Source organism: Streptomyces sp. PSU-S4-23, assembly GCF_055632315.1.
Map to the genome: position 1 here is coordinate 5,822,199 of NZ_JBVMUU010000002.1, position 15,908 is coordinate 5,838,106.

At 71.5% G+C, this 15,908-nt stretch carries 14 protein-coding genes and 2 tRNA genes; 8 read left to right on the forward strand and 8 right to left on the reverse strand.

Annotated features, from left to right (window positions below; all coding sequences use genetic code 11):
• Window positions 1-20: 20 nt before the first annotated feature.
• On the forward strand, window positions 21-1,118 hold the full coding sequence (locus ACZ79I_RS26700; protein WP_471500147.1) for a YlbL family protein: 1,098 nt from the start codon (window positions 21-23) through the stop codon (window positions 1,116-1,118).
• Window positions 1,119-1,251: 133 nt separating this feature from the next.
• On the opposite strand, the gene ACZ79I_RS26705 is transcribed toward ACZ79I_RS26700, so the two are convergent.
• Complete coding sequence (locus ACZ79I_RS26705) at window positions 1,252-1,794, reverse strand: PPA1309 family protein (RefSeq protein WP_471500149.1); 543 nt, start codon at window positions 1,792-1,794, stop codon at window positions 1,252-1,254.
• 164 nt (window positions 1,795-1,958) lie between these two features.
• Between ACZ79I_RS26705 and ACZ79I_RS26710 the strand changes: the two genes are divergently transcribed.
• From ACZ79I_RS26710 to ACZ79I_RS26725, 4 genes are all read left to right on the forward strand, one after another.
• Entirely contained in the window at window positions 1,959-4,943 is a 2,985-nt protein-coding gene (locus tag ACZ79I_RS26710) for a UPF0182 family membrane protein (protein WP_471505231.1), read from the forward strand.
• 43 nt (window positions 4,944-4,986) lie between these two features.
• Window positions 4,987-5,060: transfer RNA gene (locus tag ACZ79I_RS26715), tRNA-Met, on the forward strand.
• A gap of 228 nt (window positions 5,061-5,288) precedes the next feature.
• Window positions 5,289-7,106: a tetratricopeptide repeat protein gene (locus tag ACZ79I_RS26720; RefSeq protein ID WP_471500151.1), complete on the forward strand. Its 1,818-nt coding sequence runs from the start codon at window positions 5,289-5,291 to the stop codon at window positions 7,104-7,106.
• 89 nt (window positions 7,107-7,195) lie between these two features.
• A tRNA-Met gene (locus tag ACZ79I_RS26725) sits at window positions 7,196-7,269 on the forward strand.
• A 206-nt stretch (window positions 7,270-7,475) separates the two neighbouring features.
• On the opposite strand, the gene ACZ79I_RS26730 is transcribed toward ACZ79I_RS26725, so the two are convergent.
• From ACZ79I_RS26730 to hisN, 3 genes are all read right to left on the reverse strand, one after another.
• Window positions 7,476-7,892, reverse strand: a complete 417-nt coding sequence (locus ACZ79I_RS26730; RefSeq protein WP_471500153.1) for a Fur family transcriptional regulator — start codon at window positions 7,890-7,892, stop codon at window positions 7,476-7,478.
• A 169-nt stretch (window positions 7,893-8,061) separates the two neighbouring features.
• Entirely contained in the window at window positions 8,062-8,466 is a 405-nt protein-coding gene (locus tag ACZ79I_RS26735; RefSeq protein ID WP_471500155.1) for a CBS domain-containing protein, read from the reverse strand.
• A gap of 268 nt (window positions 8,467-8,734) precedes the next feature.
• Window positions 8,735-9,535: a histidinol-phosphatase gene (hisN, locus tag ACZ79I_RS26740; RefSeq protein ID WP_471500157.1), complete on the reverse strand. Its 801-nt coding sequence runs from the start codon at window positions 9,533-9,535 to the stop codon at window positions 8,735-8,737.
• A 203-nt stretch (window positions 9,536-9,738) separates the two neighbouring features.
• On the opposite strand from hisN, the gene ACZ79I_RS26745 reads away from it, so the two are divergent.
• Complete coding sequence (locus ACZ79I_RS26745) at window positions 9,739-10,347, forward strand: TetR/AcrR family transcriptional regulator (protein WP_471500159.1); 609 nt, start codon at window positions 9,739-9,741, stop codon at window positions 10,345-10,347.
• 164 nt (window positions 10,348-10,511) lie between these two features.
• Here ACZ79I_RS26745 and ACZ79I_RS26750 read toward each other — a convergent pair whose 3' ends face one another.
• From ACZ79I_RS26750 to ACZ79I_RS26765, 4 genes are all read right to left on the reverse strand, one after another.
• Window positions 10,512-10,835, reverse strand: a complete 324-nt coding sequence (locus tag ACZ79I_RS26750) for a DMT family transporter (protein ID WP_381079519.1) — start codon at window positions 10,833-10,835, stop codon at window positions 10,512-10,514.
• Between the two features lie 103 nt (window positions 10,836-10,938).
• Window positions 10,939-11,949, reverse strand: coding sequence for a ribosome small subunit-dependent GTPase A (gene rsgA / locus ACZ79I_RS26755; RefSeq protein ID WP_471500161.1), 1,011 nt, complete (start codon window positions 11,947-11,949; stop codon window positions 10,939-10,941).
• 16 nt (window positions 11,950-11,965) lie between these two features.
• Window positions 11,966-13,282, reverse strand: coding sequence for a 3-phosphoshikimate 1-carboxyvinyltransferase (gene aroA, locus ACZ79I_RS26760; RefSeq protein ID WP_471500163.1), 1,317 nt, complete (start codon window positions 13,280-13,282; stop codon window positions 11,966-11,968).
• A 233-nt stretch (window positions 13,283-13,515) separates the two neighbouring features.
• Entirely contained in the window at window positions 13,516-14,244 is a 729-nt protein-coding gene (locus tag ACZ79I_RS26765) for a M50 family metallopeptidase (protein ID WP_471500165.1), read from the reverse strand.
• A gap of 46 nt (window positions 14,245-14,290) precedes the next feature.
• On the opposite strand from ACZ79I_RS26765, the gene ACZ79I_RS26770 reads away from it, so the two are divergent.
• Both ACZ79I_RS26770 and ACZ79I_RS26775 read left to right on the forward strand, forming a co-directional pair.
• Window positions 14,291-15,106, forward strand: a complete 816-nt coding sequence (locus tag ACZ79I_RS26770; protein WP_471500167.1) for an SOS response-associated peptidase — start codon at window positions 14,291-14,293, stop codon at window positions 15,104-15,106.
• A gap of 1 nt (window position 15,107) precedes the next feature.
• Complete coding sequence (locus tag ACZ79I_RS26775; protein WP_471500169.1) at window positions 15,108-15,752, forward strand: alpha/beta hydrolase family protein; 645 nt, start codon at window positions 15,108-15,110, stop codon at window positions 15,750-15,752.
• Window positions 15,753-15,908 lie beyond the last annotated feature (156 nt).

The window sequence follows — 15,908 nt, forward strand, 5'->3', positions numbered from 1 at the left end:
CTGTCCCGTACTGTCGTTCCATGCCACGCCGCACCGCGACGATGCTCGCCTCCACCCTGATGCTGATCGCGCTCCTGTGCGCGGGAGTGTTCATCCCCGTGCCCTACTCCGAGCTGTCCCCGGGCCCCACGGTGAACACCCTCGGCGAGCACGGTGGCGAGCCGGTGCTGCAGATCTCCGGGCGCAAGACCTATCGGACGACCGGCCATCTGAACATGACGACCGTCCGGGTCACCAGCGCCGACTACAGGATGAACCTCGTCGAGGCCGTCTACGGGTGGCTCGCGCACGACAACAAGATCGTGCCCCACGACACGCTCTACCCGGACGGCAAGACCGAGGAGCAGTCCACCCAGGAGAACGCGGAGGAGTTCAGCCAGTCGCAGGAGAGCGCCAAGGTCGCCGCCCTGAAGGAACTGGGCATTCCCGTGAAGTCCTGGGTGATCGTCTCCACCGTCCTCAAGGACTCGCCCGCGGAGGGCAGGCTGCACGCGGGCGATGTCGTCAAGGCCGTCGACGGAACGGCGGTGAAGGCGCCCGACGACGTCGCCAAGCTGGTCACCCGGCACAAGCCCGGCGAGGACGTCGTGTTCACGATCACCCCCGCCGGGGAGCAGGCCGCCGCCGAGAAGGCGCACAGGACGGCCACCGCGACCCGGGACGTGACGATCACCACGACGAAGTCCCACGACAGCGGGCGGCAGCGGGCCATCGTGGGGATCTCCGCCGGAACGGACCACACGTTCCCGTTCACCATCGACATCAAGCTCGCCGACGTCGGCGGACCGAGCGCCGGTCTGATGTTCGCGCTCGGCATCTACGACAAGCTCACTCCGGGGAGTCTCACCGGCGGCCGGTTCGTGGCCGGCACCGGCACCATCGACGACGGCGGCACGGTCGGCCCGATCGGCGGCGTCGAGATGAAGACCGTCGGCGCGCGCAGCAAGGGCGCCCAGTACTTCCTGACGCCCAAGGACAACTGCGCGGCCGCCGCCAAGGACGTCCCCGAGGGGCTCACGCTCGTCAGGGTCAACACCCTCGACGACGCCCTGAACGCCCTCAAGGACATCCGTACCGGCAGGACCGCGGACCTGCCGAAGTGCACCACCAAGGGCTGAACCCGGAGGTCCGCAGGCCCTGAGGACGGGATGCCCGCAGGACGGGATGCCCGCAGGACGGGATGCCCGCAGGACGGGATGCCCGCAGGACGGGATGCCCGCAGGGCCGGAAGGCCGGACGCCCCGGAGGGAATCAGTCCTCGAACGTCGCCGACAGCGCCTCCGCGAGGCCCGGCACCAGGTCCGGACCCGTCAGCACCTCCGTCGTGGAGTCCTTCTCGCGCAGCCGCAGCGCCGACTCGCGCGCGCCGTCCCGCAGGACCCCCACGGTCATCCGCACCTCCTGACGCTCGGGGTGACCGGCGACCCACCGCGCGAGCTTCTCGTCGCTGAGCCCTTCGGGGACCTCGGCCTCCGCGGACGGCGGCAGCATCAGCCGCTCCACCGTGAGTGCGCAGCCGGTCACCGCGTCGGGCCAGGCGATGGTGCCGAGGAACTCGTCCAGCGGCCTGTCGGCGGGGATCTCGTCCTGCTCGATCGGGGTGAGCCCGGCGGTCGCGGACTCGTGGGTCAGGCCGAGCTGGGCCGCGAGCGAGGGTTCCTGGGCCCGCAGTCGCGCGGTGTCTACCAGGGCGAACAGGCGGGCGGGCTGGTCCCAGCCGAGGCCGGAGGCGTACTCGTCGATCTCGAGCACGGCCCGGGTGAGGGGGCTCGCTGCCATGGGTGTGTTGGACATGGTCACAATCCTGCCTCGTTCTCACCCGGAAGCGGGAACCGAGTAAAGCGCCAGTAAGTTGCATAGGTGTGGCTCCCCGACCGTGGGGCCTCATCCATGGTCCGCGATCACGGGGGCCTGACGGATCAACAGCGAACTTCGAGGTGCGCACCTTGGCTTTCCAGATGCCGGACCGCGGCGGAGGCCCGACGGGACCGCGGATCAGAGTGGGCCGCCCGTCCCGGCGGGCCCGGACGTTGCTCATGACCCTGGGCATCCTCGCCGTCCTCGGCATGGCGTTCGTGATGTTCGCCGGCTTCTGGACGGACTGGCTCTGGTACCGGTCGGTGAAGTACTCGTCGGTCTTCACGATCACCCTGTGGACCAAGATCGGGCTCTTCTCCGTCTTCGGACTGCTGATGGCGGCCGCGGTCGGCCTCAACATCTGGCTCGCGCACCGGCTGCGTCCGCCGCTGAGCGCGATGTCCATGGAGCAGCAGAGCCTCGACCGCTACCGGATGGGGATCGCGCCCTACAAGAAGTGGCTGCTCCTGGGGATCACGGCCCTGGTGGGCCTGATCGCGGGGGCGTCCGCGTCCAGCCAGTGGCGGACCTGGCTGATGTGGGTCAACGGCGTGCCCTTCCACCAGAAGGACCCCCAGTTCCACCTGGACGTCGCCTTCTACGCCTTCGACCTGCCCTGGTACCGGTTCCTGCTCGGTTTCGGCTTCGCCGCCACCGTGCTGTCGCTGATCGCCGCCGCGCTCACGCACTACCTGTACGGCGGTCTGCGGATCACCTCTCCCGGGGCGCGCGCCACGGCCGCCGCGACCGGGCACCTGTCGGTGCTGCTCGGCGTCTTCGTCGCCCTGAAGGCCGTCGCCTACTGGCTCGACCGGTACGGACTCGCGGTCAAGTCCAGCGACTTCAAGGCCACCGACAGCTGGACGGGCCTCAGGTACGTCGATGCGAACGCCTATCTGCCGGCCAAGACGATCCTGTTCTGCATCGCCGTCATCTGCGCGCTGCTCTTCTTCGCCACCCTGTGGCGGCGCACCTGGCAGCTGCCCGTCATCGGCTTCGGCCTGATGGTCCTCTCGGCGATCCTCATCGGCGGCCTGTACCCGGCGATCGTCCAGAAGTTCCAGGTCCAGCCGAACGAGCAGGCGAAGGAAGCGCCGTACGTCGCGAAGAACCTCAAGGCGACCCGCGAGGCGTACGGGATCGACGGCGCCCAGGTCTCGGAGTACGCGGGCAGGAGCGGCACCGACGACAAGAGCAAGCTGCGCAACGCCGCCGACGCCACGGCGAGCATCCGCCTGCTGGACCCGAACATCGTCTCCCCGACGTTCCAGCAGCTCCAGCAGATGAAGAACTACTACGCGTTCCCGGCCAACCTCGACGTCGACCGCTACACGAAGGCCGGCAAGGACCAGGACACGGTCATCGGCCTGCGCGAGCTGAACCTCCAGGGCATCCCGAAGCGGAACTGGATCAACGACCACTTCCGCTACACACACGGCTTCGGTGTGGTCGCCGCCAAGGGCACCACCGCCGACGCCAACGGCCAGCCCGTCTTCACCGAGTCCGACCTGCCGTCCGCCGGTGACCTGGGGACGTACCAGCAGCGGATCTACTACGGCGAGAAGACGACCGCGTACTCGATCGTCGGCGGTCCCCAGAAGGAGATCGACTACTCCGACGACAGCGGCGAGAAGACCACCAGCTACCGGGGCGAGAGCGGGGTCAGCCTCGCCAGCCCGGTCAACCGGGCGGCGTACGCGGTGACGTTCAGCGAGCCGCAGATCCTCTATTCCGGTGCCATCGGCAAGGGCTCGCGGATCCTGTACAACCGCACTCCGAAGGAGCGCGTCGAGGCGGTCGCGCCGTGGCTGACCATCGACGGCGACGCCTACCCCGCGGTCGTCGACGGACACATCCAGTGGATCGTCGACGCGTACACGACGACGAACGGCTATCCGTACGCCTCCCGCACCACCCTCGGCGACACGACGGCCGACTCGCTGACCGCGGGCAACACACAGCGCGCGGTCATGGCCCAGCAGAACCAGGTCAACTACATCCGCAACTCGGTGAAGGCGACCGTAGACGCGTACACCGGTGAGGTCAGGCTCTACCAGTGGGACACCGAGGACCCGGTCCTGAAGACCTGGATGAAGGCGTTCCCGGGCACCGTGAAGCCCCGCGGCGACATCCCGTCCTCGCTGATGTCCCATCTGCGGTACCCGCAGGACCTGTTCAAGGTCCAGCGGGAACTGCTGACCCGCTACCACGTCAAGGACGCGCAGACGTTCCTCAGCGGCAGCGAGGTGTGGCAGGTGCCGGACGACCCGACGAACAAGTCGGGCAACGCGGTGCCGCCGTACTACCTGAGCATGAAGATGCCCGACCAGCAGGCGCAGGCGTTCTCGCTGACGACGACGTTCACGCCCAACGGGCGTGACAACCTCAGCGCGTTCATGGCGGTCGACGCCGAGGCGGGCAGCAGCGACTACGGCAGGATCAGAATCCTGAAGCTGCCGACGAGCACCACCGTCGACGGACCCAAACAGGTCCAGAGCCAGTTCAACTCCGAACAGGACATCGCCGAGTCCATCAGGCTGCTCAAGGGCGGCGACTCCGACATCGAGTACGGCAACCTGCTGACCGTGCCGCTCGACGGCGGTTTGCTGTACGTGGAACCCGTCTACGTACGCGGCGGCGGACTCAAGTACCCGTTGCTGCGCAAGGTCCTGGTGACCTACGGGGGCAACACCGCGTTCGAGGACACGCTCGACCTGGCGCTCAACAAGGTCTTCGGCGCGCAGGGTTCCACACCGCCGCCGGACACCGGCACCACCCAGCCGCCGGTCACCGGCAACCCGACGGTCCAACAGGCGCTCGACGACGCCCAGAAGGCCTTCGACGCGGGCCAGGAGGCCCTCAAACAGGGCGACTGGGGAGCGTACGGACGGGCGCAGAAGGACCTCGAAGCCGCGCTGAAGCGGGCCGAGGAGGCCCAGTCCAAGGCCGGCGCGACCACAGGCAGCGGCGGCAGCAAGGGCAACAGCAAGCCGTCCGCCGGTGCGAGCAACTCGCCCAGTGGTTCGCCGAGCAGCAGTCCGAGCAGCAGTCCGAGCGCCGGACCGGGCGGTTCGGGCGGCGGCTGAGCAAAGCCCCCTCCCGCGCCGTGGTACGGTTGCCGGACAACGGCGCGGGGTGGAGCAGCTCGGTAGCTCGCTGGGCTCATAACCCAGAGGTCGCAGGTTCAAATCCTGTCCCCGCTACTGAAGTCGAGGGCCCGGATCCTGATCAGGATCCGGGCCCTCGGCGTGTGTGCGACACGACGAGGCGTACACCGTGACCTGGCGACATTGCGTGAAGTGCGATTCCTTACGGGGGCAGTTGGCCGTTCTGTGTTTGACTTATCTCTCTGTGGGCATGTCGACAAAACGCTGAAGTGACCTCACTGGCTGCGGTATACCAGGTGTACCCAGGTTGCAGGTGGTGCGACGATGGACGTTATGGGGGAGAAGGCAACTCTGTTCGAGACAGGGCGATTTGTGCAGCCCGGCGACCAGCACGCCGATCGGGACGAGGCCGGCGAAGCGGCCGAGGAAGCACGGCAGCGGCTCGCCGCCGAGGCCGGGGACGTCGAGGCGATGAGCGTCCTCGGGGCCATGCTGCTGCGTCGCGGCGATCTCGACGGGGCCGAGCCCCAGTTGCGTGCCGCCACCGCCGCGGGCGACCGCGCCGCGGCCAACAACCTGGGCGTCCTGCTGCACCAGCGCGGATACGCGGAGGAGGCCGCGGGATGGTGGCGGATCGCCGCCGTCGCCGGCTCCGCCGCGGCCGCGCACGCGCTCGGACGGCACCACCGCGAGCGCGGCGACGAGCCCGCCGCCGAGTACTGGCTGCGCCAGGCCGCAGAACAGGGGCACACCCTCGGTGCTTACGCGCTCGCCGATCTGCTGGAGCACCGGGGCGACGGCGGGGCCGAGCGGTGGATGCGGGCCGCCGCCGAACGCGGGCACCGCGAGGCCGCCTACCGGCTGGCGCGGGCCTACGACCGCAAGGCCCTGCGCGCGCAGGAAGCCGGTGGCGACAACGGTGTCGCGCCGTCTCTGTTCGAGGAGGCCGAGCAGTGGTACCGGCGGGCCGCCGCGCGCGGGCATCGCCGGGCCGCGCTGCACCTGGGGGCGATCCTGGAGCGGCGGGGCGACCTCAAGGAGGCCGGGCGCTGGTACCTGACGAGCGCCAAGGACGGGGAGGCCCGCGCCGCCTGTGCGCTCGGCTTCCTGCTGCGTGACGCGGGCGACACCGAGAGCGCCGCCGTCTGGTGGCTGCGGGCCGCCCAGGAGGGCGACGGCAACGCGGCGAACGCGCTGGGCGCGCTGCATGCCGAGCGCGGCGAGACCCAGACCGCAGAGCGGTGGTACCGGGCGGCGATGGACGCCGGTGACGTCAACGGCGCGTACAACCTCGGGCTGCTCTGCGCCGAACAGGGACGGACCGCCCAGGCCGAGCAGTGGTACCGGCGGGCGGCGTACGCCGGGCACCGGGAGGCGGCGAACGCGCTCGCCATCCTGCTGCTGCAGGCCGGGGACCCGGCGGGTGCCGAACCGTGGTTCTCCAAGGCCGCGGAGGCGGGGAGCGTGGACGCCGCGTTCAACCTCGGGATCCTGTACGCGGGGCGCGGCGAGGCAGGGACGGCGCTGCGGTGGTACGAGCGGGCGGCGGCCGCGGGGCACACCGAGGCGGCGCTCCAGGTCGGGATCGCCCGGCTGCGCGACGGCGACGAGCGGACGGCCGAGCGGCATCTGCGCTGCGCCGCCGGGGGCGGCAGTCCGGAGGCCGCCTACCGGCTGGCCACCCTGCTGGACGCGCGCCGGCCGCCGGCGCGCGTCCATGAGCTGGGCGAGCCGTCGCACGACAAGAGCGAGTGCGAGGAGTGGTACGAGCGGGCGGCGTCGCAGGGGCACCGGCGGGCACAGGTACGGGTCGGGATGCTGGCCGCCGCGCGGGGCGACGTCGTGGAGGCGGCCCGGTGGTACCGGGAGGCGGCGGAGGGCGGATCGCGGAACGGGGCGTTCAACCTGGGTCTGCTGCTGGCGCGGGAGGGCAGCGAACCGGAGGCCGCGCTGTGGTGGACACGGGCGGCGGACGCCGGGCACGGCCGGGCCGCGCTGCGTCTCGCCCTGGTCCACGCGCGTCAGGGAGAGCTCGCGGAGGGGCAGCAGTGGGCCGACCGGGCGGTGTCGCTCGGTCCGGCGGAGGTCTCCGAGCGGGCGGCGCGGTTGAGTGACGCGCTGCGGCAGGAGCTGTCGGCCTGAGGGCGCGGCGTGACCGTGCGCCGCCTCCGTGCCGTTTCGTAAGTGATTTGCCTCTGTCCGCGTCGTTGACGTAGTGTTGCGTTCACCGACGCGGGGTGGAGCAGCTCGGTAGCTCGCTGGGCTCATAACCCAGAGGTCGCAGGTTCAAATCCTGTCCCCGCTACTGAAGGACGAGGGCCGGAATCCGTACAGGGTTCCGGCCCTCGGCCGTTCGTTCTTCTGGTCCGCCGCGAACCAGTGCCGACGGCGATATGACCGGCGATATGACGGCTCATCGGGTTCGGGAAGTCCGTACGCGGGAGCGGGCGCGCGCGCACGCCGAAAGGCCCCGGCGCCTCCGGGGTGCCGGGGTCCTGGGGTGGGTCGTGGTCAGGCCGCCGCGCAGCTGGGGCACAGTCCGCGGTACGTCACCTCGACGTCCGAGACCGTGAAGCCGAAGCGCTCCGAGTCGGGGAGGTCCGCCAGCGGGTTGCCTGTCGGGTGGACGTCCCGGATCGCGCCACAGCGGGCGCACACCAGGTGGTGGTGCGGCCGGTGCGCGTTCGGGTCGTACCGCTTGGCGCGCTTGTCCGTGGCGACCTCCAGCACCTCGCCGAGGGAGACCAGCTCGCCCAGCGTGTTGTAGACGGTCGCCCGGGAGATCTCGGGCAGCTTGGCGACGGCCCGGGCGTGCACCTCGTCGGCCGTCAGGTGGACGTGCTCACCGTCCAGGACCTCGGCGACCACGCGCCGCTGCGCGGTCATCCGCCATCCGCGTCCGCGCAGCCGTTCCAACAGGTCACTCATGCAGACCAGCCTAACAGCAGGGGGACCAGGTCCCGAACGGGTGTTACTTTGGATCACTGCTTGACTTAGACCTGGTCCATCATAGGATCGCGGCCGGCCCCGGCCAAGAGTCGCGGGGAACGGGCCGGAACCGCGCCGCCCGGGGTTCCGGCCCGTTCGCGCGCCCGTTCTAGGAGGCGGTCGCGACCGGGACGGGCTGCCGGGTCGATGTCCAGCAGCGGATGATGTCGCGGACCGAGACGATGCCGACCGGCTCGTCGCGGTCCAGGACGATCAGATGCCGGAAGCCGCCGTGGGTCATGGCGCCCGCGGCGGCATCGAGGGTCCAGGTGGGGGCGGCGAACACCACGTCGGTGGTGGTGTGGGCGTGGGCGTGCTCGGTGTCCGGGCTCTGTCCCAGGCCGACGGAGTTGAGGATGTCGCGCTCGGTGAGGATGCCGAGGCCGCCGGCGTCCGGGTCGAGGACCACGGCCGCGCCGACGCGACGGGCGGACATCAGGGCTGCTGCCTGGCGGAGTGTGTGTGCGGGGCCGATGGTGAGGACCACCGTGCTCATGGCGTCGCGGACGAGCATGGGTGCGGAGCCACCTCCTAGGGCGCACGGGCTCGGATTCCGGTGGCGGGGGTGCCGTCGGCCGGAGGACTTTGTTCCGTGCTTCACAAATTCACAAATGAGGGGACTTTCAGGGTCGCAGGCAAAGGCCGGGTCAACAAGGGGGCGCACGCAGTGAGTTCCGGGGCGCTTGGGGTGCACGAAAGCATGCGTGCGTTCGGAGGTGTACGCGAGCTCCCCTGCGCTCGGCGGGACGCGGGAGCGCCCCTGGTGTGCAGGGCGGGCGCTTCTAGTAGCGATCGTTCAGGTAGTCGAGCAGCGTGTCGTGCAGGAGACCGTTCGACGCGGCCGCGTTGCCGCTGTGCGGGCCCGGACGGCCGTCGAGTCCCGTGAAGGACCCCCCTGCCTCCGTCACGATGATCGCGTTCGCCGCCATGTCCCACAGGGACAGCTCGGGCTCGGCGCAGATGTCGACCGAGCCCTCGGCGACCATCATGTAGGGCCAGAAGTCGCCGTAGGCCCGCGTGCGCCACACCGCGCGCGTCAGATCCAGGAAGCCGCCCAGACGGCCCTGCTCCTCCCATCCCGACAGGGAGGAGTACGCGAAGGACGCGTCGGACAGCTTCGCGACCTGCGAGACCCGCAGCCGTGACGCCGAGGACAGACTGCGGCCCGTGAACGCGCCGTGGCCCTTCGCGGCCCACCAGCGGCGGCCCAGCGCGGGAGCGGAGACGACGCCGACCACGGGCTGGTAGCCCCCCTCGCCCGCCTCCATGAGGGAGATGAGCGTGGCCCACACCGGCACCCCGCGCACGTAGTTCTTGGTGCCGTCGATCGGATCGACGACCCAGCGGCGCGGGCCCGTGCCCTCGATGCCGTACTCCTCGCCGAGGATCGCGTCGCGCGGCCGGGCGCGCTGCAGCTGACCGCGGATCAGTTCCTCGGCGGCCTTGTCGGCCTCGCTCACCGGCGTCATGTCCGGTTTGGTCTCCACCTTGAGGTCGAGGGCCTTGAACCGGTCCATGGTCGCGGCGTCCGCGGCATCCGCGAGCACGTGGGCGAGACGCAGGTCATCGAGATAGTCGGGCATGACCGAACGGTATCTGCCCGGTTCACGGGAGGGCCATACGACCCGGGTGGATCTTTCGGCCGACCCCTTCGTATGACCGGGTGCGGTCGTGTCTTGACGGCGCGCGACGTCCGGAGCGCGCCGCCGGGGACGCCGCGAACCCTTGACAGTGCTGTGGGGCGCGTCAAATCTGTCCGTCAGAGCCGCCGGCCCCGAGGGAGGCGATGATGCCTGCAGCGCGGGAATCCCTACTGGACGCCGCCTACACGGCACTCGCGCGCCGGCCCTGGTCCGCCGTGCGCATGGTGGACGTGGCCGCCGCGGCCGGAGTCTCCCGGCAGACGCTGTACAACGAGTTCGGCAGCAAGGAGGGGCTCGCCCGGGCCCTGGTGCGCCGGGAGGCCGACGGGTACCTCGCCGGGGTCGAGCGCGCGCTGAGCGCCCACGCCGAGGCCCGCGAGCGGCTCGCCGCGGTCGCGGAGTGGACCGCGGCGGCGGCCCGCGCCAACCCGCTCGTCCGCGCCATGCTGACCGGCTGCTGGAGCCACCGCCTCCCCGCGCCGACCCTCTCGCCGGTGCCCTCGACCTCCGCGGTGCCCGCGCAACGCCGGGCCGACGGACCGCTGCCGTCGCCGGCGGACCTCGTCGCCCTGGTGTGCGACCGTGCCGTGGCCGCGATGGCCGGGCCCGGGACGAGCAAGGCGGACGCGGCGGACCTGGCCCACTCCTGTGAGCTGGTGGTCCGGCTCTCCCTGTCGTGCGTGGCGGCTCCGCCGGGGCAGGGTGGGGTCGCGGAACTGGTGCGCAGCGCCCTGCCCCCGCAGCCACGGTGAGCGGCGCACGCCCGCGCGCGTCTGACCGCGCAGTACTGCGGACCCTGCCGGCGCGGGACGACGGGCGCTCCTGCCGGCGCGGGACCAAGGACGCCACTGCCGACTCAGGACCATGAACGCCCCTGCCGACGCACCACGGGCATCCCGAGACGTGGCCACGGCCTCTAGCGGGCCGACCCCGACAGTTGCAGCCCGATCACGCCGATGATCACCAGCGTGATCGAGACGATCTTCAGGGTGGAGACCAGGTCGCCGAGGAAGGCCATCCCGTAGATCGCCGTTCCCGCGGCGCCGATGCCCGTCCACACCGCGTACGCGGGGCCCACGTCGAGCTTCCGCAGGGAGAGCGTGAGCAGGCCGAAGCTGCCGAGGGCGAAGGAGGCGAACGCGATCGTGGGCCACAGCCGGGTGAAGCCGTGCGAGAGCTTGAGACAGACGGCGAAACCGGTCTCCAGGAGCCCGGCCACGATGACCAGCAGCCATGCCATGTCTCGTCCTCCCGCGTCCCCACGCCGACTGCTCAGCTGGTCGGATCCCGCCCGGTGCGAGTAAGCATTTACCGGCCCGGCAGGCGGGCAAACACCGCGGAGGTCAGTCCCCTTCCCGCCGGTCCCGGGTGGCCAGCAGCCTGCGCAGGGAGTACAGCCGCGCCGGATCGGCGTGCCCGTCGGCCACCCACTCGTCCAGGGCGCAGTCCGGTTCGTCGTGGCTGCACGCCCGCGGACAGCCCTCCGTGCCGGGCTCCAGGTCCGGGAAGGCGTGGATCACCCGGGACGGATCGACGTGCGCGAGGCCGAAGGACCGTACGCCCGGGGTGTCGACCACCCAGCCGTCCGCGTCCCGCAGCGGCAGCGCGAGCGCCGAGGTCGTGGTGTGCCGGCCGCGGCCGGTCACCACGTTCACCTCTCCCGTCGTGCGCTGCCGGTCCTTTGAGACGAGCGCGTTGACCAGCGTCGTCTTGCCCACCCCGGAGTGCCCGACGAACGCCGTGATCTTGCCGTGCAGATGGGCGCGCACCCGGTCCGCTGCGTCGCCGTCGTCCAGCTCCTCGCGGCTGGTGACCACGTACGGGATGTCCAGCGCCCCGTACAGCTCCAGCAGCTTGTCGGGCGGGGCGAGGTCGGACTTCGTCATCACCAGGAGCGGGTCGAGGCCGCCGTCGTACGCCGCGACCAGGCAGCGGTCGATCAGGCGGGGGCGCGGCTCGGGATCGGCGAGGGCGGTGACGATGGCCAGCTGGTCGGCGTTGGCGACGACCACGCGCTCGTAGGGATCGTCGTCGTCGGCGGTGCGCCGGAGGACGGAGGTGCGCTCCTCGATGCGGACGATGCGGGCGAGGGTGTCCTTCGCGCCCGACAGATCGCCCACCAGGGCGACGCGGTCGCCGACCACCGCGGCCTTGCGGCCCAGCTCGCGGGCCTTCATCGCCATGACCGCACGGCCGTCGACGAGGCAGGTGAGCCGGCCGCGGTCGACGGTGAGGACCATGCCCTCGGACGCGTCCTCGTGCTTGGGCCGGATATTGGTGCGCGGCCGGTTGCCCCTGCGGTTGGGGCGCGTGCGGATGTCGTCCTCGTCGGTGTGCTTGCCGTAGCGGCGCATGGTCCCAGTCCGCCCGTCAGTTCCCCAGCATCCCGGTCCACAGGTCGGGGAAGTCCGGCAGGGTCTTGGCCGTCGTCGCGACGTTCTCGATCTGCACGCCCTCGACCGCGAGGCCGATGACCGCGCCCGCGGTCGCCATGCGGTGGTCGTCGTACGTGTGGAACACCCCGCCGTGCAGACGGCGCGGGCGGATGTGCAGCCCGTCGGCGGTCTCGGTGACGTCGCCGCCCAGCTCGTTGATCTCCTTGGTGAGCGCCGCCAGGCGGTCCGTCTCGTGCAGCCGCAGATGGGCCACGCCCCGCAGGGTGGACGGCGAGTCCGCGAGGGCCGCGACCGCCGCGATTCCGGGCGTCAGCTCGCCCACCTCGCCCAGGTCCACATCGATGCCGTGGATGGCACCCGAAGCGGTGAATTCGAGGCCGCGCTCGGTCAGTTCGCAGGAACCGCCCATTTCGGTGAAGATCTCACGCAGCCGGTCGCCGGGCTGCGTGGTGCGCGCCGGCCAGTCGGGGATGACGACCGTGCCGCCGGTCACCAGGGCGGCCGCGAGGAACGGCTGAGCGTTGGACAGGTCCGGCTCGACGGTCAGGTCGCGGCCGAGCAGGGCGCCCGGAGTGACCCGCCAGACGTCGGGCTCGCCGCCGGACTCGGGGGTGTCCACCTGGGCGCCGACCGCGCGCAGCATGTCGACGGTCATCCGGATGTGCGGCATCGAGGGCAGCGTCGAGCCGGTGTGGCGGACCTCGACGCCCTGGTTGAAGCGGGGCGCGGACAGCAGCAGGGCGCTGACGAACTGCGAGGACGAGGACGCGTCGACCGACACCGGGCCGCCGTCCAGGGCACCGCTGCCGAGCACGGTCAGCGGCAGTGCGCCGCGCCCGTCGTCGTCGATGCGGGCGCCGAGGACGCGCAGGGCGTCGATCACGCCGTGCAGGGGGCGCTCGTACGAACGCGGGTCGCCGTCGAAGCGGACGGGGCCGTCGGCGAGGGCGGCCACGGGTGGCAGGAAACGCATCACGGTGCCGGCGTTGCCGACGTCGACCGTGGCCGGGCCGTGCAGCGCGGCGGGGATCACGCGCCAGGTCTCTCCGGAGCCGTCGGGGCCGACCCCTTCTTCGATCCCGACGCCCATCGCGCGCAGCCCGGCGGCCATCAGCAGGGTGTCGCGGGAGCGCAGCGGGCGGCGCAGCCACCCGGGTTCGGAGGCGAGGGCCGCGAGCACGAGGGCGCGGTTGGTGACCGATTTCGACCCGGGCACGTGGACCGTCGCGTCGACGGCTCCGCTCGCGTGCGGGGCGGGCCAGAGGGCGGTGTGTGCGGGGTTAACGGTCATGCGCCCCACTTTAGTGGCTGGCCCGGTCCGGGGATCTTGATCAAAAGCGGCGAAATACGAGCGAAACCATGGTCTGATATGCGAGGCGGGATGTGCCGAGCATCTATGCGCGGTCAGAAGCGGTCGCGCACGGACAACCGGCCACGGACAACCGGCCACGGACAACCGGCCACGGACAACCGGCCATGGTCACGGCCACGGCCACGGGCGCCGCGTGCTCGTCGTCGGTCCGGTCACAGCCGCAGCAGCCACCGTCCGCCCCCGGTGAGCGAGCACAGCGACACCGCGTGGAACAGGAACAGCCACAGCCCCGCCGGCACATGGGTGAGCCGCGACAACTGGTCCGCGTCCGAGTCCCCGGCGCCGCCGCGGGACCGCTTCGCCTGCAGTTCGAACGCCGGGCGCACGCCGCCGACGAGCAGGAACCACACGACCGCGTACGCGAACGCCGCCTGTACCTGCGGGCCGGCCAGCCACGACACCAGCAGGAAGGCGCCCCCGGCGAGGACCACGGTCAGCACGCCGTAGGCGTTGCGGATCATCACCAGCATCACCAGGAGCAGCGCGGTGGCCAGCCACAGCAGCAGGGTGATGTGCCCGGCGGCGAGCAGCGCCGCGCCGCCGAGGCCGAGCAGCGGGGGAGCGGTGTAGCCCGCGGCGGCCGTGAGGATCATGCCGAGGCCGCGCGGCTTGCCGCGGCTGACCGTCAGGCCGCTGGTGTCGGAGTGGAGCCGGATGCCGGTCAGGGTGCGCCCGGTGAGTAGCGCGACCAGGCCGTGGCCGCCCTCGTGCGCGATGGTGATGGCGTTGCGCGATATCCGCCACACACCCGGCGGCACGACCACGGCGAGCGCGGCCCCCAGGGTGGCGATCACCACCCACAGATCGGGATCCGGCTGGCTGCCGAAGACCCGGTCCCAGAGGCCGGACAGCGAGAGCGAGGTCGAGGCGAGACTTTCCATACCGGGAGTGGCTCCTGGGCTCGTCGGATCTGGCAGGGTGGCACGCATGTGCGGACGGTACGCGGCGAGTCGCAGCCCCGAGGATCTCGCAGGAATCTTTGAGATCGAGAGGACGGAGCCCGAGGAGACCCTGGCACCCGACTACAACGTGGCCCCGACCAAGGAGGTGTACGCGGTCCTGGACCGTCCTGTGAAGGACGCCGGCGACGACCGGCCGGTTCGCCAGCTGCGCAGACTGCGGTGGGGCCTCGTCCCGTCCTGGGCCAAGTCGCCCGAGGGCGGCGCCCGGATGATCAACGCGCGCGCCGAGACGGTGCACGAGAAGCCGGCGTACCGCCGCGCCTTCGCCGCCCGGCGGTGCATCGTGCCCGCCGACGGCTACTACGAGTGGGTCACCGGCCGTCAGGAGCGCGACCTGGAGGTCGAGGGCCGCAGAAAGCGGCCGCGCAAGCAGCCGTACTTCGTGCTGCCCGCCGACGGCTCGGTCTTCGCGATGGCCGGGCTGTACGAGTTCTGGCGGGACAGGACCCTGCCGGACGACCATCCGCGGGCCTGGTGGGTGACCTGCTCGGTGATCACCACGGAGGCCGAGACGACCCCCCTGGCGGCGGCCCCCGGCGAGGGGCCGCGCTCCCTGGCGGACATCCACCCCCGCATGCCGCTGATGCTCACCCCGGACCGCTGGGACGCCTGGCTCGATCCGTCCCGCACGGACCCCGACGACCTGCGGTCCCTGCTTGAGCCGCCGCCCCCGGGCCTGATGCGTGCCTACCCGGTCTCCACCGCGGTCAGCAACGTCCGCAACAACGGTGCGGAGCTGCTGAAGGAGCTGGCTGCACCCGAAGAGGGCACACTGTTCTGACGTGACGGATGTGACGGATGTGACGGAGAGTGCCGAGACCGAGGCGGGCACGGCCCGCGTCACCTGGCACCGGGCACGGACGGCGCGGCTCGTGCTCGCGCTCGGCCACGGCGCCGGAGGGGGCGTCGAGGCGCGCGACCTGCAGGCGCTGGCCAGGGTGCTGCCCGCGCACGGCGTGAGCGTCGCGCTCGTCGAGCAGCCCTGGCGTGTCGCCGGGAAGAAGGTGGCGCCCGCGCCGAAGACGCTCGACCTGGGCTGGTGCGGCGTGTGGCCCGTCCTGGAGCGGCCCGGGCGGCCCGTGATCGCCGGCGGGCGCAGCGCCGGGGCCCGGGTCGCCTGCCGTACGGCCACCGGACTCGGCGCCCTGGCCGTCCTGGCGCTGAGCTTCCCCCTGCACCCGCCCGGCAGACCCGAGAGGTCCCGCGCGGACGAACTGCTCGGCGCGGGGGTGCCCACGCTGGTCGTCCAGGGCGGCAACGACCCGTTCGGGCGGCCGGAGGAGTTCCCTCCGGGGCCGTACGGCATGGTCGAGGTGCCCCACGGTGATCACGGCTTCGCGGTGCCGAAGCGCGCGGACATCACCCAGGAGCGGGCCCTGGAGACGATCACCGACGCGGTGCTGGCGTGGGCTGCGTCACTCGGGTGATGCCCGGGAATGCCCCGGGACGGGCCACTGTTGTGCGGGGCAGACAGCACCGGCCGTGCTGCACCGACCGTACGAGAGGAAGTCCGCCGTATGGGTTCGATCATCTGCCCTCCCGTCACCCACCACCACCCCGTGGGCGGGCTGCGCCCGGCAGGG

Coding starts and splice junctions, on each gene's coding strand:
- ACZ79I_RS26710 (WP_471505231.1), top strand. CDS start 1,959: ATGCCGGACCGCGGCGGAGGCCCGACGGGACCGCGGATCAGAGTGGGC.
- ACZ79I_RS26745 (WP_471500159.1), top strand. CDS start 9,739: ATGATGCCTGCAGCGCGGGAATCCCTACTGGACGCCGCCTACACGGCA.
- aroA (WP_471500163.1), bottom strand. CDS start 13,282: ATGACCGTTAACCCCGCACACACCGCCCTCTGGCCCGCCCCGCACGCG.
- ACZ79I_RS26705 (WP_471500149.1), bottom strand. CDS start 1,794: ATGTCCAACACACCCATGGCAGCGAGCCCCCTCACCCGGGCCGTGCTC.
- rsgA (WP_471500161.1), bottom strand. CDS start 11,949: ATGCGCCGCTACGGCAAGCACACCGACGAGGACGACATCCGCACGCGC.
- ACZ79I_RS26750 (WP_381079519.1), bottom strand. CDS start 10,835: ATGGCATGGCTGCTGGTCATCGTGGCCGGGCTCCTGGAGACCGGTTTC.
- ACZ79I_RS26770 (WP_471500167.1), top strand. CDS start 14,291: ATGTGCGGACGGTACGCGGCGAGTCGCAGCCCCGAGGATCTCGCAGGA.
- ACZ79I_RS26735 (WP_471500155.1), bottom strand. CDS start 8,466: ATGCTCGTCCGCGACGCCATGAGCACGGTGGTCCTCACCATCGGCCCC.
- hisN (WP_471500157.1), bottom strand. CDS start 9,535: ATGCCCGACTATCTCGATGACCTGCGTCTCGCCCACGTGCTCGCGGAT.
- ACZ79I_RS26730 (WP_471500153.1), bottom strand. CDS start 7,892: ATGAGTGACCTGTTGGAACGGCTGCGCGGACGCGGATGGCGGATGACC.
- ACZ79I_RS26700 (WP_471500147.1), top strand. CDS start 21: ATGCCACGCCGCACCGCGACGATGCTCGCCTCCACCCTGATGCTGATC.
- ACZ79I_RS26720 (WP_471500151.1), top strand. CDS start 5,289: ATGGACGTTATGGGGGAGAAGGCAACTCTGTTCGAGACAGGGCGATTT.
- ACZ79I_RS26765 (WP_471500165.1), bottom strand. CDS start 14,244: ATGGAAAGTCTCGCCTCGACCTCGCTCTCGCTGTCCGGCCTCTGGGAC.